Genomic DNA, 20,777 nt, shown 5'->3' on the forward strand with positions numbered 1-20,777 from the left:
GAGAGGATGATGGACGAGGATGAATATCGCGAACCCGATGCTGGTGACGATCCGGCGCTGGCGTTCGCGCGGGTCGAGGATCGGTTGGCGTCGGTGCATGGCGAGGTCGGGTTGCTGCGCGCCGCGATCGCGGGGCTGGCTGCTACGCGCGAGTCCATCGAGATACCCGATTACGAGCCGACGCTGGCCCGCACCGAAAAGGTGCTGGGGGTGCTGGTGCAGCAGATCGACCCCATCGCCAAAAGTCCTCTCCTGTCGATGACGCCTCACAACATGGCGGGCGAGATCGTATCGGCGGCGCTCCATGCCCGTCGCGAGGATCAACGGCTGATCGCCGAAGCCCGGACAGGACTGGACCAGGCCGCGCGCGAGGTCGGCAACCGGCTCGCATCCGCACGGCGCGGCGATGTGCAAAACCGCTGGCTGATCGGGACCGGGCTGGGGGGCGCGGCGCTGGGGATGCTGCTCTATGCGGCGCTCGCCGGCCCGGTCGCGCGGATGATGCCGGCGAGTTGGCACTGGCCCGAGCGGCGGGCGATGCACGCGCTTGGCGAACCGACGATGTGGGATGCGGGGCAACGGTTGATGCAGACCGCCGCGCCCGAGAGCTGGGCGTTGATCGTCGCGGCCTCGCCGCTCGTCGATGGCAACCGCGAGGCGGTGCAGAAATGCCGCGAGCAGGCTGACAAGGCGAAAAAGCCGGTGCGCTGCACGATCGAGGTCAGGCCCGATGGCGGAAGGTGATACCGGCATGAACTCTGCGAGAGAAAGACTGTGGCGTCGCCTCAAGATTATCGCACGAGAGCAACGCCTATACGTAACCGGCGGGTGCGCCGGTTATAATCGAGCAGATTTTCACCATAGCCGTAGAAGGACTGGGCGAAGAGATAGAGATCGGGACCACCGCCGAGGAGACGGGGCAACGGATAGGACAGGTCGGCATTGACAGCCCCTTTGCCCGAACCGAAGTTGAAACGGGTGGAGGTGGAGAGGCGCAGTCCATTATCCTCTCCGACCTCCATGAACAATCCGGCATGTCCGCGATAATGGACGATATCCGGATTGTCGGATTTGTTACCGACATACAGGGAAAGCCTGGGGGCGAATGTTAGCCTGTAATCGCCGGCGATCGGAAGGGTTGCCATTGGAGCGATGTAGATGCTGTTGATGCTGCGCGACTGGGGACCGTCCCGCCCGTTGGACTCATGACGAATACCCGCCTGCACGGTCATGGCGATGTCGCCGGTAAGGCCAACTGTCGGTGTGATGTAGATAAGTTCGGGCTGGAAATCGATGTTGCGGAACGGGGAGGATTTGCTTTCAAGGTCCCAGAACATTCTCTGGGTGTAGGCGAGGTACAGCCCGTCTCGCCAATTGGAAGACGTCTGGCTGTTCGCCGAGGCTCCGAACAGGCGATATTTGAAGCTCAGTTGAATGCGAGCTTCGCTGTCGGTGCCTGGCCCGTAAACGGCATAGATGGGTTCATACAGGTCGAGATTGTCCACAAAGGCGTTGCCGGCTTTTCTGTCGGTAGGTGGCGGTGGAAGAATCGGTGCATTCGGATTCGAGCGATTTTCGGCCTCATGCGTAGCGGTCTTCACAATGGGCGCAAGCACCACCTCCTGAGTTGACCAGGCAGGAATGGAGACCATGGCTCTGACGAGGGGTTCATTTGCGGGCAGGCGATAATGGGCCTGCCCAAATCCATGCGCGTCGATGGCAAGATGCGGCTCTGTATCGTTAGCGCGCGCCAACAGGAGCGTGCGTTCACGATTCTCCTGCCGGACTTTCGCTTCGATCCTGTCCGGCAGGGCGAGGATTTCTTGTCTGTCAGTCCGGTTCAGAAAGCGCAGTGCAACGACCTGTTCGCCACTGGCATCGGTTTCTACCTGGCCGGTCAGTAGAACTTCCATGTCGGGCGGTGAAGCCCACACGGTGCCGGGAAGAACAAGCCAGAATGCACCGAGGATCAGGCAGCTTCGTTGGTGAAGGCGGCCCATGTCAGGCCAGGCGCTCGCGCCGGCGCACCGAGGTGTCGAGGGTATCGGCAAGCCACAGCAGGCTACCGCGAACCGGTCCATAAATTCGCGCCTGATGCCGCCGATAGAGCAGCGCATGCCCAAGCTGCGCCATGCGCCCGTGCAGGAACCCACCCCGGAACAACCCGAAGCGGCCAAGCGTCCCATAAGCGTCATAACCGCCGAGCGACACCAATGACCCGAAGTCATGGTAGCGAAATGGCGGCACGGGCTTTCCTTCCAATATTGTAGGCAAAGTGCGGCCAAGATAAACGCTCTGCTGATAGGCTGCTTGGGCCGTGGTCGGCAATGGACTCTCGCGGTCCGGAAGCATGACACTCGCACAGTCGCCCAGCGCGAAGATATCGGGGTCATTGGGTGTCGCCAAATTCGGGTTTACGATGACCTGCCCGAGCCTGCTGTGGTCCAGGCCATCTATCGCAGCGACAAACTCGGGCGCACGCACCCCGGCCGCCCAGAGTTTGATGGATGCCTCGATCCTGCGTCCATCGGCAAGCTGGAACCCATCGGCATCGCCCGCCAGAACGCGCGCCTGCGTCAACACCTCGATGCCCAGCGACTCCAGGACCGTGTGCGCGGCATGCGCTACGCGCTCGGGAAAGGGGCCGAGAATGCGCGGCTGAGATTCGATAAGGTATATTTTCAGCCCGCTTCGCGCTCCCGAAGCGCCATGCTGTTCCAGCACATCGGCCAGCCGCACCAGTTCGGAGGCAAGCTCTACCCCGGTCGCGCCAGCCCCAACGATAGCAATCGAAAGATGGTCGTTCGAGGCGATCGCCTGAAGCATTGCGACACGCAGCCGCTCGCTGAAGGCAATGGCTTCGCGCCGGCAATCGATCGTCATGCAATGCTCTACGACGCCGGGTGTGCCGAAGTCGTTGGCTCGGCTTCCCGCAGCCAGCACCAGCTTGTCATAGGGCAGGCTGCGCGCGGGGAGAATCTCCGCCCCATCGACGACGAGCGGCGCCAGAAGGACTTGCTTCGCTGCGCGGTCGACGGCCATCACTTCGCCCATCTCGAAACGGAAGCCACGCTGCTGAGCCTGAACCAGATAGGCGGTCTGGTTGGCGCCGGTGTCGGCCGTTCCGGCCGCGATCGTATGGAGCATGGGCTTCCAGACATGGGCCGGCTCACGATCTATGAGGCGTATGTCAAGGCCCAGCCGCTTCGCCGGGGCGCCCGCCAGTTGGCCCGCAAGGTCGAGTCCGGCCACACCGCCACCGACGATCAGGATGTTTTTGCGCGGGCTCATCGTTTCAATCCTTCTGACCTGGCCGGCAGCAATGATCGCCGCCGGGCGCTTCAGTGCATGTGTGCGCCGCCATTGATATCCAGCGTGGTTCCAGTGATGTAGGACGCCTGCGGCGATGCCAGGAACACGACGCCAAAGCCGACTTCCTCGGGCGTCCCCAAACGGTTGAGCAATGCAGATCGCGCGGTTTGTGCCCTGAATTCTTCGCTCGTATTGCGGTAGAATTCCGGTGTTCCGACCACGCCTGGAGCGATGGTGTTGACGGTGATGTTGGCGTGAGCCAGATCGTAGGCGACCTGACGGGTGAGGCCGATCAGCGCGGCCTTTGACGCCACATAGGCGGGGTTGGCCGGGCTTACCGCAAGCTGGCCGGTTCCCGAGGTCATCGTTATGATCCGGCTGTGCTCAAGAGGGCGGGCCAGACGCAACTGGGCAAATTTGCGAATACAGAAGAAAACCCCGCTGAGGTTCAGAGCGATACCCCGGTTCCAGTCCTCGGTGGCCGTCGTCGCAATATTGGGATGAGGATTATCCGGGTTCACGGGAGCGCCGCCGGACGCCACCACCAGCACGCTGGCCGGCCCATCCGCCTCGATGCTATCGAATGCGGCATCCACCGCCCTATCTTTTGTGACATCGAACACGCTTACGTCGTGGCCCTCGCCCGCCAAAGTGCGCAAGACTTCACGGGCTCGGTCTTCATTATAGTCTGCAACGACGACGCGATACCCTTCCAGCGCCATGCGCCGGCATATGTCACTGCCGATCCCGCCGGCGGCGCCCACAACAATGGCTCTGCGCCGTTCCATCGGCACGGTTTCGGAAATATTCATCACAGGCTCCTTGATTTCATTCATTGCGGGGAACGGGTCCAGCGCGGCGAGAGGCGTTTGCGAGGCTGGTTCTCGGTGAGGACGCGAACGAGATTGAGCCAGTCATTGACCTGGACAGCGGCGGTGGTCTCGGTGAGACGATAGTGTTCGATCATCCGGTTGAGCAACTCGTCGATATCGTGGATCACGAGATTGCGCGCGGCATTCAGGTCATCGCGGTTGTCCGGATCGAATGGCGTTTGAGGCTCCCACCGATCCTGCATCGCCGTGCGAAAGCGCTGCCATTGCGCGTTGAGCAGGGATCGGGGCCGATTTTCCGCTGTCCATCGGGTGATGGCCTGTTCGGCCTTCCGATCACCAAGGGCAAACTCGTCGCGGACAAGAATGCCGATATCATGAAGATCGCCCCGCATCGCGCGATCATAGTTGTCGAGGCGGTCCACCCAAAGATCATGGATGCGGGCGGAGATTACTTCCCAGTCCGCGATGCATTCATCGGCCATCTTCAATGTCCTGTTGCGCGAGAGCGGCGAGCTCGGACAGCCTGTCCGCGCCCAAATGATCTCGCAGGGCGAGCAAGGCCTTGAGACGCTGGCGCGTTCGAATAAGATGCGTCTTGTCGAGCCGGTCGCCGGTTATTCCGGTCAGGATACCCATTTGTGTGTCGGCCAGAACGATGGCGAGGAACATGTCCGCCAGAAAATCCGACGCGGCTTCGTCACGGCAGAACGAGGCACCAGTCTGTTCACGGAACATACGGCGCATCCATGCCTGGATCCTGGGTACGATCTGGCGATAGATTTCCCCGATACCCGGATAATGCTGCCGCTCGGCAATCACCATCCGCAACAGATCGATCGTTTCCTCGCTGGTGGCGACGGCGATCAACCGTTCCGCCATGGCATCGAGATCGCCGCTGGCGGCGGGCGCGATGGTTTCGGTGACGGCCTGCGCGAAGCGCTCGGCCTCTTCCTCGACAATCGCCTCGAAAAGAGCGAGCTTGCCGTCGAAATGGCCATAGAGCGTTCCGCGCGACCCACCGGTGCGAGCCATGATGTCGTCGATGGTGGCTGCGGCGAATCCCTTTTCGTGAAAGACCGAGCGGGCTGCGGCGATAAGCAGGCGCCGCCGCTCTTCCTTCCGCTCCGCACGCCTGGAGCTTTGCGCGACCGGACGGATCGCCGCTCCCTCCTTATTCGACATAGGTTTCTTCCATTTCACAAACCGAATTCCTCCTGGCCCCTGTCAGTGACCCGCGTTGGTATCGATCGGTCCCTTGGGCTTGGGCGCAAGCCAGATGAGGGCGGCAGCGACGGCGAAGCACATTACAATCGCCGCGAACGTATTGAGGGTTGCCAGCATGACGCTTTGCCCTTCGACGATATTGGTCAGCATGACCCTCGCCGATTCCGGGGATGCGCCGCCCGCGATCATGCCATCCAGGGTCGATTGTCCCTGGTGCATGGCGCCGGCCAGTTCGGTCTGGTTTTCTCGCGTCGCGTTGGCCCAGCGGGTCTGGACAAGCGATGTTGCGAACGCACCGGCCAGCGTTCTTAGGAAGTTGGACATGCCAGCAGCGTTCGCCGTCTCATCGGGATTGACTGTCGCAATGGCGAGTCCCGTGATCGGCACGAAGAACATCACCATGAACGGCCCTGTCAGGAGGGTCGGCCACGCCATCTGGAAGAAGGTGACTTCACTGTTGAAGCTCATCCGCCAGGTGGTCATCAGGCCTAGGCCGATGATCCCTAAGCAAATGATGAGACGCGGATCGTATTTCTCGACGGCCTTGCCGACGCCGGGCGCGGACATGACCGCGAGGATGCCCATGAGCCCGGTTGCATAGCCGGCCCAGGTGGCGGTGTAGCCCATATTCTGCTGAAGCCAGAGCGGAAGGATGACGATGGTCGCATTGAAGGCGCCGAACCCCACGGCATAAGTCAGCACAGTTGCGGAGAAGCCGCGATGCCGGAAAATCCGCAAATCGACGATCGGGTTTTTCTCGGTCAGTTCGTAGATAAGAAAAGCGACGAACCCGATTACAGCGACGATGGCCATGGCGAGGACCATGGGCGAGGCGAACCAGTCATGGTTGCGGCCTTCGTCGAGAACGATCTGCAACGCCGCCACCCACACGACGAGCAGCGCCAGCCCGATCTTGTCGATCGGGGCCTTCGCCGTCTCGTCCTTGCGTCCCTTGAGGAGATAAAGCACGATCAGTCCGCCTGCCGCGGCGAAGGGAATCTTGACGAAGAAGATCCACTGCCAGCCGATGGTGTCGCAGATGATGCCGCCCAGAATAGGCCCTGCAACCGGCCCGATCAACGTCGTCATCGCCCACAGGACCGTGGCCAGCGTCGCCTTTTCGGGTGGGAAAATGCGCAGCAGCAGCATCTGCGAGAGCGGCATGATGAGACCGCCGAACAAACCCAGCAGGACGCGCCCGCCGATCAGCATCCCCAGCGAAGTCGACAGACCGCAGACGAAGGAAAGGACCGCGAACGCCAGATAGCAGGTGATGAACACTCGCTGCGCGCCGAACCGGTTGGACAGCCACCCCGTCAGCGGCACGGTGATCGCTTCCGCGACCGCATAGGAGGTGATGACCCATGTACCCTGCGTCGAGGATACGCCCAACGCCCCGGCAATGGTCGGGACCGAGACATTGGCGATGGTCGTGTCCAGAACGACTAGGAAATTGGCGAAGGCGATGGCAAGCGCCGCTATCATCAGTTTGCCGCCTGTCAGCGGCGGCGCATCGTCTCCGGCATGTGCAGTGGCGCTTGCCATCTGGGCGTCTCCCTTGCGGCTCAGTTGGAAAGATCGATATCGGCGGTCATCGACAGCCCGACCTGCAAGGGATGCTCGGCCAGTTGTTTGGGATCGAGCGCAATGCGCACGGGCAGGCGCTGGACCACCTTGATCCAGTTGCCGGTCGCATTTTGCGCGGGAACCACCGCGAAAGCGGAACCCGTGCCGCCGGAGAAGCCGATCACCTTGCCTTTATATTCGACATTGTCGCCATACAGGTCGGAGATGAGCGTCACCGACTGGCCCGGGCGAACCTTGGCAAGCTGGACTTCCTTGAAATTGGCGTCGACATAGGCCGCCTGAACCGGCACCACGACCATCAACGTCTGGCCTGACGACACCCGCTGACCGACCTGTACCTGGCGTTTGGAAACGATGCCGTCGACCGGTGCGCGGATGATCGTGCGATCGAGATCGATCCGGGCCTGATCCAGCGCCGTGCGCGCAGCCAGCACTTCGGGATTGTTTTCGACAGTGGTGTCGGCGATCAGCGCCTTGTTCGCATCCCGGTCTCCCACAGCGGTGAGCCGGTTCGCCGAAGCCTGTGAGCGGGCAGCCTCTGCGGCCTTCACATTGGCAAGGGCCGTGGTGTGGGCGTTGCGCGCCGTCGTCAGTTCGTCGCCGGAAACAGAGCCGGAGGCGACCAGCGCCTCACGGCGCTGAAGATCGATCCTGGCCTTGTCGAGTTCGCCGCGGGCGGCGGCAAGCTGGGCGTCGGCGCGGGCTTGGTCGGCGGCGCGCGAGGCGATTTGCGCGCCAAGACCGCTATCGGTGGCGATAAGGCCACGCACCTTGCGCTCGGTCAGCGCCAGTTGCGCCTCAGCCCGCGCAACCGCCAGTTTTGCGTCGGTATCGTCGAGGCGCAGCAATATGTCGCCGCGCTTCACCTTCTGCGTGTCATCGACAAGCACTTCGCGCACCGGCCCGCCGATCAGCGGTGTGACCTGGGCGACATTGGCGCCGACATAGGCGTTGTCGGTCACCGCATGGCGTGAAGCGACGAAATAGTCATAGGCATAATAGCCGCCGCCAAGCAGCAGCACGGCCGCGACGAGACCGGTGAAACCCTTTTTCCTTTTGGCCTTGCGGGCGGTTTCTTCATCGGCGCTTTCCACCTCGGTGGTGGTGATGATGTCATGTTCGACGACGTGAGTGACAGTGGTCATGGCTGGAGCATCCTTCAGGAACGAAAGCCGCCGCCGAGCGCGCGGACCAGCGCGACGTCGAGGCTAAAGGCACGGGTTTGCAGGACGGCGGCAGTCCGCCGGGTGGAAATCAGCGAGTCTTCGGCGGCGAGAACATCGAGATAGGTGGCGAGGCCGCCACGATAGCGATTGTTGGCGACGGTCCACGCGGCTTGTGCCGCTTGTTCTGCGGCTTTGGCACGATCCAGTCTTGTGCCGAGCGCGCGCTGGCTGGTGGCGGCATCGGCAACTTCGCGCAATGCCTGGACGAGCGTGCCGTCATATTGAGCGACGGCGGCCTTATAGTCTGATTCTGCCCCGCGATATTGCGCGCGCAGGCGGCCGCCGTCGAGGATCGGCAGGGTCACGGCGGGGGCTGCCGATCCAAAGTCCGATCCAGAGCTGAAGACATTGTCGATGCCGAGCGCCTGCAAACCGATCAGGCCGGTCAGATTGACGCTGGGATAGAAGGAAGCGCGGGCTTGCCTGATGCGGCTGTCCGAAGCACCTGCCCGCAAGCGCGCCGCGATGATGTCCGGGCGACGCCCGATCAATTCAGCGGGGATATTGGCGGGAAGGCCGGCACTCGCCACTCTGGAAATTGCGGGGCGGGCGATAGCAAGCCCCCGGTCAGGCCCCGCGCCCATCAGCGCGGCGATGCGGTTGCGGGTCAGCGCGATATTTTCATCGAGAGAGGCGATTTCGCCTTGCGCGGTCGCCAGGGCCGAGGCGGCACGCTGTATCGCACCGTCATTCTCCAGCCCCTGCTTCTTGCGGCCGATCATGAGTTCGTGCGTTTGACCGCGGACCTTGATCGCTTCTTCTGCCGCGTCCCGTTCGGCATAGAGGCCGGCAAGGTCGGCATAAGCGTCGGCGATCCCGGCGGATACGGCCAGGCGGGTTGCGGCAGCTTCCGCGCCCGCCGCTTCGGCTTCAGCCTTCGCTGCTGCCAGCGCCGCCCGGTTCTTGCCCCAGAAATCAAGCTCCCAGTTCAGACTGAGGCTTCCTTGCCCGTAATCGGGCCAACCGCGCGGCGCAAAACCCTCAGGAAAGAGATAATTGTCGCTTTGCTGGGTGACGCCACCTTCCACGCTGGCGCTGACGGAAGGCAGCAGGTTGCTACGCGCCTGCCCGACAAGCGCGCGGGCGCGCTCGAAGCGCGCCTCGGCAACACGCAGGTCAGTGGCTCCGGCCAAGCCCTCCTCAATCAGCCCGTCGAGCTGCGAATCGCCATAGGCCTTCCACCAGCCGTCCGAAGGCCATTGCGCTTGCGTGGCGGTCGCGAAGCTCTCGGTGGCCGCATAACTCTCGGGCCGGGCAATGGGCTTGAGATCGCCTTTCGGTGGCGGAATGGCGCAGCCGGCCAACAGGATGGTGGTGGCGAGACAGGCGAAGGCCATCCGTCTTTTTCGCCGGGATGAGAGCATTGGGGCCACGAGACGACTCCTGAATAACCGAACTGTACGGTCGGATATTGATTCGGCCTTGTCTCGTCAATGGAAAACTGTACAGTTGGGTTCAGAAAAGGAAAAATCGATGCGTTTGAAAACCGAGATGCGGCGAGAGGCGATCCTGGAGACCGCGACACAGCTGTTTCAGGAGGTCGGCTACGAGCGGGCCAGCATGGCCGAAATATCGGCTCGGATGGGCGGCTCCAAAGCGACGCTCTACAATTATTTCCGGTCCAAGGACGAACTGTTCGCAGCCGCCATGTTCAATGCCATCGAAACGCAGGGCCAGCAGGTCGTGGATATGCTCGACGCCCCAAATGATGATGTAAGGACGGTGCTCCAGCGCTTTGGGGAGGCCTATCTGCGTTTCATCACCGCACCGGAGACGCTCGCCATTACCCGGACTGCGATCGCCGAGGGCGCGAACAGCAAACTAGGGGCAAGCCTCTATGCGCGCGGGCCAATGCGAGCATGGGAAGAAGTGGCGGCCTATGTGCAACAGTTGCAGGATAGAGGGATATTGGCCGCCACCGATCCCATGTTGATCGCGATCCACCTCAAGGGCCTGCTTGAAGCGGGATATGTAGAACCTCTGCTTTGGGGAGCCAAAACCAAGGGAAAAATGGCTGCATCCGTCGCGGACGCCGTGGACGTCTTCCTTAGGGCTTATTCCGTCCAGTGAGAGAATGAACAACAATCGCTAAGGATCGCGCCATGCTTGGTGAATGCGCAACGGCCTGAGACGATCGCGGCGTTGAAGTGCAGCGCCATCCGCCCTCTAGATCTGGCCGCACCGTCCGACTTCGCGGCATGGATCGAGAGGGCGGATGGTGTTGAACAGGTGCATGAGCGAGATCGATGGGGCGGCCGAAGAACTGACTGCTGATCTCGCCCCTGCCGGTGCATCGCGAAGCGGTTGCTATGCGATAAGCGCGGCCTTGCTGCTCTCCAGAAAAGCCCGAAGTGGGAGGGGCTGTTGTCCGGAAAGCGTTGCCACGTCATCGGTAACGAGGGAGTTGCTGCCGGTGCGTGCGTTGGCGTCGAAGGACACCAGAAGCCGCGCGAAGCCCTCCGGGACGCCGGCCGCCTTGATGCCCTCCAGTAACTGCTCGTCGGTGAGGTTGACGACCGGAATCTGCTTGCCTGCGACCTCGCCCGCCAATGCGGCGACATCGGTGGTCGTCAGCGCCTCGGGGCCGGTCAACTGATAGGTGATGCTCTCCGTAGAACCGGACGCCAGCGAGGCGGCAATAGCGCGAGCGACGTCCTCTCGCGCAATATGAGAGGTCCGGCCTTCGCCTGCCGATGTGTAGAGCGTCCCCATCTTGATCGCCTGCGGCAAAGTCATCAGGAGATTCTCCTGATACCAGCCATTACGGAAAATCGTGTAGGGACGACCCGTTTCCTTGATCGCTTGCTCGGTGCCATAATGATCGGGCGCGAAGAGCACCGGATTACCCGGTTCGGGCGCCAGCATCGAGGTGTAGGCAATATGCGCACCTGCTGTGGCTGCGGCCGAAACGGCTGCAAGATGCTGACGCAACCTCTTGCCCGGCTCGCCGACAGCATCCGTGGAGATGATGAGAATGCGATCGGCACCGTCGAAGGCTTGGCCCAGCGACGCTGCGTCGTCGAAGTCTCCGATCCTCGCCTGGACACCCCTTGCGCTGAGGTCAGACAACTTGCCTGGATCACGGCTCAGCAGGATCAGGCTCTCAGGCGCCACACCTTGGGTCTCCAGGAGATGGTGAACCACGCGCTGGCCGAGCTGGCCGGTTGCGCCGGTGACGAGGATCGTTTCACTCATGAAGGGATATTCCTGCTGCTAGATTAGGTCTCTTATTGAGACTATGATGTTAAACTGAGTTCAACTCCTGTAAAGAAGGCAGTTTTATGGAAGCTGGTTACGCGAAGGGAACCACCGGCATCGCGGTGTTCAATGTTGACGGGGGCATGAAGCTCGACGAGATACGTCGCGCGCATGGCGGCAACCTGGATAATTGCCCGGTACGGGACGTCCTGGCCAATCTGAGCGGCAAATGGTCTTCGCTCCTGCTGATCGTGCTTGCGGAACGCCCGCGCCGTTTCAGCGAGATCCGCCGACTTGTGTTCGACATTTCGCAACGCATGCTGACGCAGACCCTGCGTGAATTGCAGAGGGATGGCTACGTTCACAGGCTGGTCGTCCCCAGCACGCCGCCCAAGGTGGAATATAGCCTGACCCCTTTGGGCCACTCGATGTTCCAACCCTTGCTGGCCCTTATCGAATGGGCTGACCAGAACCACATGGCTGTGCGTGAGGCTCGAGACCGGTTCGACGCGATAGCTGAATAGCCGGAATGCGACATGCGGGATTCACGCCTCGTTCTATGTATGATAATGTCCTTTATCACACACTCATGGCGATCCGATGGAGCCGTTTAAACGGTCCCGAGATCCACCGCCGAAAGGGAGCGATATGGACCAGGACGAGGACACGGCTTTCGCCGACAACTATGCCGAGCGCGACCAGGCCAAGGCGCTGCGCGAGCAGGCCCGCGCGGGCGGCTTGCGCTTCGAGGCGTATCTTACCGGCGATCAGGCCGACTGGCTGTTGGAGCGGATCGAGCGCGGCATGTTCGCCGATCCTTCCGAGGCGGTGTTCGCGATCGTCAAGAACTTCATCGACATGGAGCCGCACCACGATTTACGCGACGAGCTGCTACGCCGGATATTGGACGGGTCGATAAAGCGCGGCCTTGAGGACGCGGAGGCTGGCCGCGTCCGCGACGCCGACGAGGTGTTCGACGAGCTGCGCCGCAAGATGGCCGCGCCGCGTCCCGCGCCGGCGCGATGGGAGAAGATCGCGCGATGAACCAGCTCGCCCCCCTCCCCGCGCCCGCGCCCGCGCTGGCGTTGCCGGCGCTGATCGCGGCGGCCGACGAGCGCGCGCAGCTTCGATTCCTTGAGTTCTTCGCCGTCACCATCCGCAATCCGCATACACGCCGCGCCTATGCGCGGGCGGCCGGCGACTTCCTGGCCTGGTGCGAGGCGCGCGGCGTCGCCTCGCTCGCCCAGGTGCAGCCGCTTCATGTCGCGGCCTGGGTCGAGGCGCTGGGGCGCGAGCTGGCCGCCCCCAGCGTCAAGCAGCAGCTCGCCGGCGTGCGCCACCTGTTCGACTGGCTGGTGACGGGTCATGCCGTGCCGGCGAACCCGGCCGGATCGGTGCGCGGGCCGGCGCATAGCCAGCGGCGCGGCAAGACGCCGGTACTGGCCCCCGACGAGGCGCGGCGGTTGCTCGACAGCATCGACGTGACCACCCATGCGGGCCTGCGCGACCGCGCGCTGATCGGTCTCATGGTCTATAGCTTCGCGCGGATCGGCGCGGCGCTGGCGATGCGGGTCGAGGACGTGTTCATGCAGAATCGGCGGCTATGGGTCCGCCTGCATGAGAAAGGCGGCAAGCGCCATGAAATGCCCTGCCACCACAATCTAGAGGATTATCTAACCGCCTATATCGACGGTTGCGAGCTGCGCGAGGACCGCAAGGGGCCGCTATTCCGCACGATCGCGCGCAGCACTAAGCGACTAAGCGATACCCCCCTGCCCCAAGCCAACGCCTTCGCGATGGTGCGCCGGCGCGCGGCGGCGGCCGGGATCGGGACGGCGATCGGCAACCACAGTTTCCGCGCGACCGGGATCACCACCTATTTGAAGAATGGCGGCACGTTGGAGACGGCCGCGACGATGGCGAACCATAGCTCGACGCGCACCACCCAGCTCTATGACCGCCGCCCCGATGACGTGACGCTGGACGAGGTGGAGCGCGTGTTGATCTAGGCGGCGAGCGCGGGCGCGCAGGTCCAGCGGTCGCCCTGCCAATGAAACCCTACCCGCTGCGCGTTGCCGATCGCGGGCGGCTCGCCCTTGCGCCAGAAAGCGCGCATCTTGGCCCGATCGTCCAGATGGGCGTCGGCGACGATCGCGCGCGCGGCCTGGATGAACTGCCCATGCCCGAACACATAGGCCAGCGATCCCGCAGGCATGGCGGCGAGGCGCGTTAGCGCCGCCTCGCAGCGCCGTAACAGGGTGCTGAAACTCTCCGCCCCTTCCCCGTCGCAGTAGTCAGGATCGGCCTCGCGCCAATAGCGTTCGGGGTTTGAGTATCAACGGAACAGAAAACCTACATAAGGGATCAGCCGACTTTTCCCGCATAGCTCGGTTAGTTAGCGCCAGCTATCCAGGTCCTTGATCATTTTCCTGTGACATTTGAGGTGATGCTTCATCAGCCTGATGTCGTGGAGGTAATCCTGCTCCGGCCGAAACTCGTAATCCGGATCGATGTAGAATCGGTTTCGGGTAAAGCACTCGAACAGATTGATGCCGTCCCAGGTGTCGATAACCTGTTCGAGGCTTTTCGCCATATGATGCAACGGCGAACCAGGTCCATTCTCATCCCTCATCTTATGAAGGCGCAAATGGATGTGTTGCAGCATGTCGGTCCGCATGTAGCTGTTCAAAAGCATGAGCGAGTGGGTCGGTGTCTTCGGAACAGCAAAGCCCATTTTATCTTCTGGCGGCAGGTCCGCGACATCCTGGTGGTCGTCGTTGTCAGTCATCACGTTTCGCTCGCAAGAGATTTTCCCCCATGCTCCACCGGTGGCATCCACAAAAGCCTTGCCTGAACGTCACAACAAACCCCGGTTTGATGCGAAGCGGGCCGGCGATTACGATCGGACCGCTGGATGACCCTCAATCTCACATCTACCCATCCAGAAACCTATAGCCGGTAAACCCATCCTTCGATAGATTAATGCAAGAAGGAGCGGGCGTCGATGCTGATCGGATATATGCGGGTGTCGACAGGCGAGCAAAATCTCGATCTACAACGCGATGCGCTGGATCGTGCCGGATGCGACCGGGTATTCGACGACGTGTGCTCGGGCCGTGCGACCGAACGGGCTGGGCTCGACAAGGCACTCGACATCATGCGTGATGGCGACACCCTCGTAGTCTGGAAGCTCGACCGGATCGGACGGTCGCTACCCCACGTCGTTGGGCTGGTCGGCGATCTGCAGAAGCGCGGGATCGGCCTTAAGGTGCTGACCGGCGATATCGACACGACGACCGTTACGGGCCGGTTGGTGTTCGGTATTTTCGCTACCCTGGCCGAGTTCGAGCGCGATCTGACCCATGAGCGTACAATGGCGGGGCTGGCCGCGGCCAGGGCGCGAGGCCGTGCAGGTGGTCGGCCGCGGGTCATGACGAAGCAGAAGCTGAAGGCCGCGATGGCGCTGACGGCGGATCGCGACAATGCCGCACGCGATGTTGCACTCCAACTCGGCGTGTCAGTGTCGACGCTTTATGCTTATGTCGATGCGAAAGGTCAGCCGCGAGAGCGGGCCAGCGAATTGCTGGGCAAGCGCGGGGTTCGGCCTAAAATAGCAGCATAGGCCGAGCAGTGCCGGTCAGCTTTCTCTCGGACGAGCAGGCACGGCGCTATGGTCGCTTCGCCGGCGATCCTACATCGGACCAGTTGGCGCGCCATTTTCATCTCGACGATGCAGACCGGATGTTCATCGGCGCGCACCGCGGCGATCACAACAGGCTCGGCGTTGCGGTACAGCTTGGCTCTTTGCGGTTGCTCGGTACCTTTCTCGAAGATCCGGCACAGACACCGGCGTCGGTCATGCGGTTCGCAGGCAGCCAGCTGGCGATCGACGAGCCGTGCGAACGGATGGCGCAATATTGCGCGACCAAGGGACGATGGCGGCACGGCCCGCGCATCCGCGACCATTATGGCTACCAGGTTTTCTCCGATCCACGCATCGCGTTCCGATTGCATCGTTTCCTGTACGCGCTGTGCTGGACGGGCACCGATCGGCCATCGGCGCTCTTCGATGCAGCGGCGACGTGGCTGATTGAATCCAAGGTGCTGTTGCCAGGGCTGTCCGTCCTCGAGCGCGATATCGCACGAGTCCGCACACGGGTCGCCACACACGTTCATCGCCGTCTCATCGACAGGCTGACGTCAGAGCAACGCGCCCGGCTCGACACGCTGGTCGCCGTTATTGGCGACGGGCGGCAAAGCCCGCTCGATCGACTGCGTGACGGTCCATACCTGCAAAGCGGACCCGAGATCAGCCGCGCCGTTGATCGCCTTACCGAAATCCGCACGTTCACAGCGGGCTTGCCCGAACTTGACCGGGTGCCACCCGGCAAGGCGGTCGCATTGGCGCGATTTGCCGGTGCGGCGCGGGCGCAGGCGGTGGCCCGCCTCCCCGACGATCGGCGCGCTGCCACCCTCGTCGCGTTCATCCGCACCCTCGAAGCGTCGGCCAGCGACGATGTCATCGACCTGTTCGACGTCGTGTCGACCAGAATGTTTTCCAACGCGCGCATCAACGCCAGGGATGCTCGGATGCGTTCGCTGCGTGATCTCGATGCCGCATCGCTCCGGCTTCGCGATGCCGGCGTCGTGCTGCTCGATGATAGCATCAGCGATGCGCAGGTGCGCGCGGCCGTGTTCGCGCTCGTCGACCGGGCAGCGCTGACCGACGCCGTCGCACAGGTGAACCTTCTCGCGCGGCCGAACGACGAGAGCTATTTTGTCGAGTTGCGCCAGCAGGCCGGGACGATGCGCTATCTGCCGAAGATGCTGGCAGCGCTCGATCTTGCAGCCGCGCCCGCAGGACAGCCGCTGCTCGACGCGGTCGACCACCTGCGAAGAGTTCACAGGGGCGAGAAGCGCCGTGGACCGCCACCAACATCGTTCGTCCCCAAGGGGTGGGCGCGCCAGTTGAAGAGTGATGACGGTACATTCGATCTGACCGGATACCGGCTTTGTACGCTCGACCGGCTACGCCGCGCCATTCGCCGTCGCGACGTCTTTCCTGTTCGCTCGCTTCGCTACGCCGACCCGCGCAAAGGCCTGCTGACAGGAGCCGCCTGGGAAGCGGCGCGACCGACGGTATGCCGCACGGTCGGCGTGGCGGTCGCTGGCGACGAGGAGATCGCCAGGCTGTCCGCGCGGCTCGATCTCGCCTACCGCGAGACAGCGGCGCGCGTACCGGACAACGATGCCGTGACCATCACGAAAACGGCGAGCGGCGCCGACCTGTCGATCGCACCGCTCGACAGGATCGACGAGCCACTCAGCCTCACCGATCTCCATAGGGCAATCGACGCGCGCTTGCCGCAGCTGGATCTTCCCGAGCTGATCCTGGAGATGCATGCGCGAACCGGTTTCGCGGCGGCGTTCACGCATGCCAGCGAAGGCAATGCACGCGCCGAGGATATAGCGACGACGATCTGCGCGGTGCTTGTCGCGGAGGCCACCAATACCGGATTCGAACCGCTTGTCCGTCCCGAGGTGTCCGCGCTGCGCCGGTCACGGTTGAGCTGGGTGAAGCAGAACTTCATCCGCGCCGAGACGCTGACCACAGCCAACGCGCTGCTGGTCGCGGCCCATAACAGGATACCACTGGCCCGCGTTTGGGGCAGCGGCGAGGTCGCCTCTGCCGATGGACTGCGTTTCACCGTGCCAGTCCGCACGATCCACGCCGGCCCAAACCCGCGCTATTTCGGGCGCGAACGCGGCATCACCTGGTACAATCTGGTTTCTGATCGCTTTTCCGGGCTGAATGCTCTGACGGTGCCCGGCACGTTGCGCGACAGCCTCTATCTGCTTGCCGTCGTGCTCGACCAGGAAACCGAATTGCGGCCAGGCGAGATCATGACCGACACAGCCGGCTACACCGACACGATCTTCGGCATTTTTCACCTGCTCGGGCTCCAGTTCTCGCCGCGCATCGCCGACATTGGCGGCGCGCGGTTCTGGCGTGTCGATGGCAAGGCCGATTATGGCGTGCTGGATGACCTCGCCGCGAATAGGATCAACACCAGGCTGATTGTCGAACATTGGGATGATCTCCTTCGACTGGCCGGATCGCTCAAACTCGGCGTCGTGCGCGCGACCGATCTCACCCGTGTCCTTCAGACCAATGATCGCCCCACCAGGCTGGCACGTGCCCTTCAGGAGCTTGGCCGCCTCATCAAGTCACTCTACATGCTGCGGTTCATCGACGACGAAACCTACCGGCGCCGGATCCTGGTCCAGCTCAATCGCGGCGAGAGCCGCCACCTGCTTGCCCGCACCATATTCCACGGCAAGCGCGGTGAACTTCGCCAGCGCTACCGCGAAGGGCAGGAGGATCAGCTCGGCGCGCTCGGGCTCGTCGTCAACCTGGTCGTGCTCTGGAACACGATCTACATCGACGCGGCGGTCAGCCAGCTACGCGCCGAAGGCCATGTGATCCTGGACGAGGACGTCGCCCGCCTCTCGCCGCTTGGTTCCAGGCACATCAACATGCTCGGGCGCTATGCCTTCACCATTCCCGACATCGTGGCGCGCGGCGAGTTGAGGCCGCTACGCGATCCTGGTGCCACAGGTATCGACGATGCTTGAAGCCCCTTATGTAGGTTTTCTGTTCCGTTGCTACTCAAACCCCAGCTTGGGGCCGACTGGGCCTTATAAGCGTGCGCGCACGCTTATTCTTGCCAACCCCTTAAACTTGAGCCAGTTATGACGCGCTGATTCCGCCTTGGAGTCGGCGATTCATCTGTTGCGTGCGGGGTGGCTCCCCGAGGCGACAGGGCAACAAAAAACCCTCGCTTGGCTGAGCGAGGGCTGTTTGTGCCACCGAAGGTGAGCGCGTCTAACTTGGCTCCCTTTATCGGTGGTGCGGCAGCGAAAGTCAATCTCGAAAGCGTGCTTTCGGGAGCGATGGCGCTTGGCCTCGCGGGACCGACGAAGGGAGGTCCGCATGACCACTTCCATAGGCGCCGTGCTGCGTAGCACTGGCCTCGCCAAGATCGACCGCGCCTTGCTAGCGCGTGCCGAAAAACCGCGCGTCAAAGTCTGGGCCGGCAGCATCGCCGTAGGCCACGAGAAGCGGGCGAAGGCCTACACGCCGATCCGCAATGCTCGCCAGATGCGCGAGATGATCGAAGCCGCAAAGCTCTACGAGCGGCAGACGCTCGCGCAGCGGCGGACAACCACGCCGCGCATTCGTAACGGTGCGATCGGACAGGCCGGCATCCAGATTATCGAGTTCCTGGCCCGCGTCATCGACTATAGCACCGGCGCGTTGTTCCCCAGCCTTCACACCATCATGGAGGGAACCGGCCTCAGCAAAAATTGCGTCGTTCAGACGCTTTCGCGCCTCAAAGAGGCGCGCATTATCGACTGGTTCCGGCGCTACGAGCCGGTTCCCGATCAAGAAGCGCAAGGCGCTGGCCCGCGCATCAAGCAGGCCACGAACGCCTATCGCTTCCTCTTCCCCGCCTTCCTCTCCAAAATCTTCGCCGCTCGCCGCCGTCGCGGCATCGCGGCTGACCCAGCCCCCGCTTGCGAACAGTATCGCCAGATCGAGGCGGCGCGCGACATGGAGCGCATGAGGGATCAGCTGCCCCTATGGGAGCTAACCCGTGAAGAGCGGGACAAGCGCGAGCTGGCCGATATTCTCGCCAGCTTGGGCGAAGCGATTGAGGCGAAAGAACGTGAGTCATCCGCAAGTGAAGATAACCGGCGGAGATATTTATATTGAATGGCCCTAGTCGGGCCATGCGCGATATTGGCATATATCCCGGCCGTTTGCCCGCCTCCGTGAAATGTGTATAAATCCCAATGTAGGGATACCGTTGACGAAAGAAGTTCGATGCAGATGGACGTCGAAGCACGCGCACGTCGGATCGTAGCGGATATGGGCGGCCACTGGCGCGGCTCATATGGCATGGTTTGCTGCCCAGCCCACAACGACCGCAATCCGTCGCTCCAAGTCACCCCCGGCAAGAAGGCCGTCCTGTTCAAATGTTGGGCCGGTTGCAGCCAGGAAGCCGTATGGTCCGCGCTCAACAGCCGCAAAATCAATCGTCACACCAGCGGCGAGACGGTCGATCGCGCGCCTGAACCCTCGCGCCGGAAGCTCGCCCTGCAACTATGGGATTCCGCCGTGCCGATCGCGGGCACCGCGGCTGAACGCTATCTGCGTTCGCGCGCAATCGACCCGACCGGCCTCAAGGTTCGCTTCGCACCGCGCTGCATCGTTGGCCCGCCCGATGCCCGCGAAGAGCATCCTGCCCTTCTCGTGCCGTTCGAGGCCGATGAAGGCATAATCGCCGTGCAGCGGATCTTGCTCGATCCAGCAACCGGCGAGAAACGCTACCATGCGGCGCTGCGCGAGGCGAAATTGACGCTTGGCCTGGTCCGACATGCCGCCATGCGGATCGGCGGCCAGCCACCCGGCGACGTGCTGCGCCTCGCGGAAGGCTTCGAGGAAGCCGTTTCCGTGTCCCAGCTTAGCGCCGGGAAATTTAAGGTATGGGGCGCGGGCGGCATTCGCCGCTATGGCCTGATCGCGATCCCCGAACGCATCCGCAAAATCGTCATCTACTCGCAACACGGCCAGGAAGCGGCACAGGCCATAGAGGACGCGCGCGGCCACCTCACTGCCAACGACCGCGAATTGAAAATCATCCTCCCGCCAGCCCCGGCGCCGATGGACTGGAACGACATTCTTCAGGAGAAAGCCAGGTGCTGATCCGAGGTTTCAAAAAATGGCCGCGAAATCAGCAAATCGCGTTGCCGATTCTCTCTGTTTTCGCGTTCGGTGCGCTGTTCAATCAGATGCAAGCAAGGAATAGCGAGCCAGTTTCGATCCACGTCGAGAACCCGCGCATTATCGACGGCGATACGCTCGAAACGCTCGATAAAAAGCGGGTGCGGTTGTCGGGAATCGATGCGCCGGATGAGGACGGTAAGGGCAATGTGCCCAAGATCGCAGCGCAGCTCTATTTGGAAGAGCTGGTGAAGCAAAATGGCGGCATGGATTGCACCAGCGATTTTCAGGACGAAAAGCTGACGATCGAGCCGATATGCAACACGCGGCGGACAAGCTGGGGCCGGTCTAACCTGTCGTGCCGGTTTCGGTCGAATGGGGCATCTGTTTCGGCAACGATGGTGCGCCATGGATATGCCGTTGATTACAGGCAACATTCAGGGCTGGCCTATGCCCGTTTCATGAAAGATGCAGCCGACGAGCGGCGAGGCCTTTGGGGTGTCGATTACGAGGCGATGAGGAATCTGGCGATCGAGAGGGGCCAGTTGCCGAACAAGTGCAAATGATCGGAGCCGGGAACCTGCCCTATTCCACCCCACGGCTGCGCCG

Annotated in this window: 20 protein-coding genes and 1 pseudogene; 10 read left to right on the forward strand and 11 right to left on the reverse strand. The window is 62.4% G+C overall.

The window, feature by feature from the left end; all coding sequences use genetic code 11:
* Positions 1 to 6 precede the first annotated feature (6 nt).
* On the forward strand, positions 7 to 744 hold the full coding sequence (locus BES08_RS31265; protein WP_007686165.1) for a DUF6118 family protein: 738 nt from the start codon (positions 7 to 9) through the stop codon (positions 742 to 744).
* A 47-nt stretch (positions 745 to 791) separates the two neighbouring features.
* Here the strand turns inward: BES08_RS31265 and BES08_RS34450 are convergent, their stop codons facing one another.
* From BES08_RS34450 to BES08_RS31310, 8 genes are read right to left on the reverse strand one after another with little or no spacing between them, the layout of a single operon-like run.
* On the reverse strand, positions 792 to 2,000 hold the full coding sequence (locus tag BES08_RS34450; protein WP_231923484.1) for a phospholipase A: 1,209 nt from the start codon (positions 1,998 to 2,000) through the stop codon (positions 792 to 794).
* Between the two features lies 1 nt (position 2,001).
* Complete coding sequence (locus tag BES08_RS31280) at positions 2,002 to 3,291, reverse strand: NAD(P)/FAD-dependent oxidoreductase (RefSeq protein ID WP_007686170.1); 1,290 nt, start codon at positions 3,289 to 3,291, stop codon at positions 2,002 to 2,004.
* Positions 3,292 to 3,341: 50 nt separating this feature from the next.
* Positions 3,342 to 4,148 carry an SDR family NAD(P)-dependent oxidoreductase gene (locus BES08_RS31285; RefSeq protein WP_007686172.1) on the reverse strand — a complete coding sequence of 269 codons (807 nt, stop codon included), beginning with the start codon at positions 4,146 to 4,148 and terminating at the stop codon, positions 3,342 to 3,344.
* Positions 4,145 to 4,627: a hypothetical protein gene (locus BES08_RS31290; protein ID WP_007686174.1), complete on the reverse strand. Its 483-nt coding sequence runs from the start codon at positions 4,625 to 4,627 to the stop codon at positions 4,145 to 4,147. The genes BES08_RS31285 and BES08_RS31290 overlap by 4 nt, the downstream gene beginning before the upstream one ends.
* Complete coding sequence (locus BES08_RS31295) at positions 4,617 to 5,345, reverse strand: TetR/AcrR family transcriptional regulator (RefSeq protein WP_155276492.1); 729 nt, start codon at positions 5,343 to 5,345, stop codon at positions 4,617 to 4,619. Before BES08_RS31295 ends, BES08_RS31290 begins: the two co-directional genes overlap by 11 nt.
* A 24-nt stretch (positions 5,346 to 5,369) precedes the next feature.
* On the reverse strand, positions 5,370 to 6,914 hold the full coding sequence (locus BES08_RS31300; protein ID WP_037522126.1) for a DHA2 family efflux MFS transporter permease subunit: 1,545 nt from the start codon (positions 6,912 to 6,914) through the stop codon (positions 5,370 to 5,372).
* Positions 6,915 to 6,934: 20 nt separating this feature from the next.
* On the reverse strand, positions 6,935 to 8,101 hold the full coding sequence (locus tag BES08_RS31305) for an HlyD family secretion protein (RefSeq protein WP_080727322.1): 1,167 nt from the start codon (positions 8,099 to 8,101) through the stop codon (positions 6,935 to 6,937).
* Positions 8,102 to 8,115: 14 nt separating this feature from the next.
* Positions 8,116 to 9,519, reverse strand: coding sequence for an efflux transporter outer membrane subunit (locus BES08_RS31310; protein WP_037522124.1), 1,404 nt, complete (start codon positions 9,517 to 9,519; stop codon positions 8,116 to 8,118).
* Between the two features lie 136 nt (positions 9,520 to 9,655).
* Between BES08_RS31310 and BES08_RS33535 the strand changes: the two genes are divergently transcribed.
* The gene (locus BES08_RS33535; RefSeq protein ID WP_069710411.1) at positions 9,656 to 10,252 is read left to right on the forward strand and encodes a TetR/AcrR family transcriptional regulator; all 597 of its coding nucleotides are present in this window, start codon (positions 9,656 to 9,658) and stop codon (positions 10,250 to 10,252) included.
* A gap of 237 nt (positions 10,253 to 10,489) precedes the next feature.
* Here the strand turns inward: BES08_RS33535 and BES08_RS31320 are convergent, their stop codons facing one another.
* On the reverse strand, positions 10,490 to 11,377 hold the full coding sequence (locus tag BES08_RS31320) for an SDR family oxidoreductase (RefSeq protein WP_030092863.1): 888 nt from the start codon (positions 11,375 to 11,377) through the stop codon (positions 10,490 to 10,492).
* A 146-nt stretch (positions 11,378 to 11,523) separates the two neighbouring features.
* Between BES08_RS31320 and BES08_RS31325 the strand changes: the two genes are divergently transcribed.
* The 3 genes from BES08_RS31325 (at position 11,524) to BES08_RS31335 (ending at position 13,389) form a co-directional block, all read left to right on the forward strand.
* The gene (locus BES08_RS31325; RefSeq protein ID WP_030092864.1) at positions 11,524 to 11,904 is read left to right on the forward strand and encodes a winged helix-turn-helix transcriptional regulator; all 381 of its coding nucleotides are present in this window, start codon (positions 11,524 to 11,526) and stop codon (positions 11,902 to 11,904) included.
* Positions 11,905 to 12,028: 124 nt separating this feature from the next.
* Complete coding sequence (locus BES08_RS31330) at positions 12,029 to 12,424, forward strand: hypothetical protein (RefSeq protein WP_008831331.1); 396 nt, start codon at positions 12,029 to 12,031, stop codon at positions 12,422 to 12,424.
* Positions 12,421 to 13,389: a tyrosine-type recombinase/integrase gene (locus BES08_RS31335; RefSeq protein WP_008831330.1), complete on the forward strand. Its 969-nt coding sequence runs from the start codon at positions 12,421 to 12,423 to the stop codon at positions 13,387 to 13,389. The genes BES08_RS31330 and BES08_RS31335 overlap by 4 nt, the downstream gene beginning before the upstream one ends.
* Here the strand turns inward: BES08_RS31335 and BES08_RS31340 are convergent.
* A pseudogene (locus BES08_RS31340) lies at positions 13,386 to 13,703 on the reverse strand (histidine phosphatase family protein); the annotation flags it as partial. The gene BES08_RS31335 and the pseudogene BES08_RS31340 overlap by 4 nt on opposite strands.
* A gap of 72 nt (positions 13,704 to 13,775) precedes the next feature.
* A complete protein-coding gene (locus tag BES08_RS31345; RefSeq protein WP_054434835.1) occupies positions 13,776 to 14,168 on the reverse strand; it encodes a hypothetical protein in 393 nt (130 codons plus the stop codon).
* A 216-nt stretch (positions 14,169 to 14,384) separates the two neighbouring features.
* Between BES08_RS31345 and BES08_RS31350 the strand changes: the two genes are divergently transcribed.
* The 5 genes from BES08_RS31350 (at position 14,385) to BES08_RS31370 (ending at position 20,734) form a co-directional block, all read left to right on the forward strand.
* Positions 14,385 to 15,002: a recombinase family protein gene (locus BES08_RS31350; RefSeq protein ID WP_006960595.1), complete on the forward strand. Its 618-nt coding sequence runs from the start codon at positions 14,385 to 14,387 to the stop codon at positions 15,000 to 15,002.
* Between the two features lie 8 nt (positions 15,003 to 15,010).
* The gene (locus BES08_RS31355) at positions 15,011 to 18,016 is read left to right on the forward strand and encodes a Tn3 family transposase (protein WP_006960593.1); all 3,006 of its coding nucleotides are present in this window, start codon (positions 15,011 to 15,013) and stop codon (positions 18,014 to 18,016) included.
* 358 nt (positions 18,017 to 18,374) lie between these two features.
* Positions 18,375 to 19,157, forward strand: coding sequence for a hypothetical protein (locus BES08_RS31360; RefSeq protein WP_059153610.1), 783 nt, complete (start codon positions 18,375 to 18,377; stop codon positions 19,155 to 19,157).
* A gap of 156 nt (positions 19,158 to 19,313) precedes the next feature.
* Entirely contained in the window at positions 19,314 to 20,150 is an 837-nt protein-coding gene (locus BES08_RS31365; protein ID WP_231958570.1) for a DUF7146 domain-containing protein, read from the forward strand.
* Positions 20,144 to 20,734, forward strand: a complete 591-nt coding sequence (locus BES08_RS31370; RefSeq protein WP_020819817.1) for a thermonuclease family protein — start codon at positions 20,144 to 20,146, stop codon at positions 20,732 to 20,734. The genes BES08_RS31365 and BES08_RS31370 overlap by 7 nt, the downstream gene beginning before the upstream one ends.
* The last annotated feature ends 43 nt before the right edge of the window (positions 20,735 to 20,777 follow it).

The organism is Novosphingobium resinovorum (assembly GCF_001742225.1).
GTDB classification, from domain to species: domain Bacteria; phylum Pseudomonadota; class Alphaproteobacteria; order Sphingomonadales; family Sphingomonadaceae; genus Novosphingobium; species Novosphingobium resinovorum_A.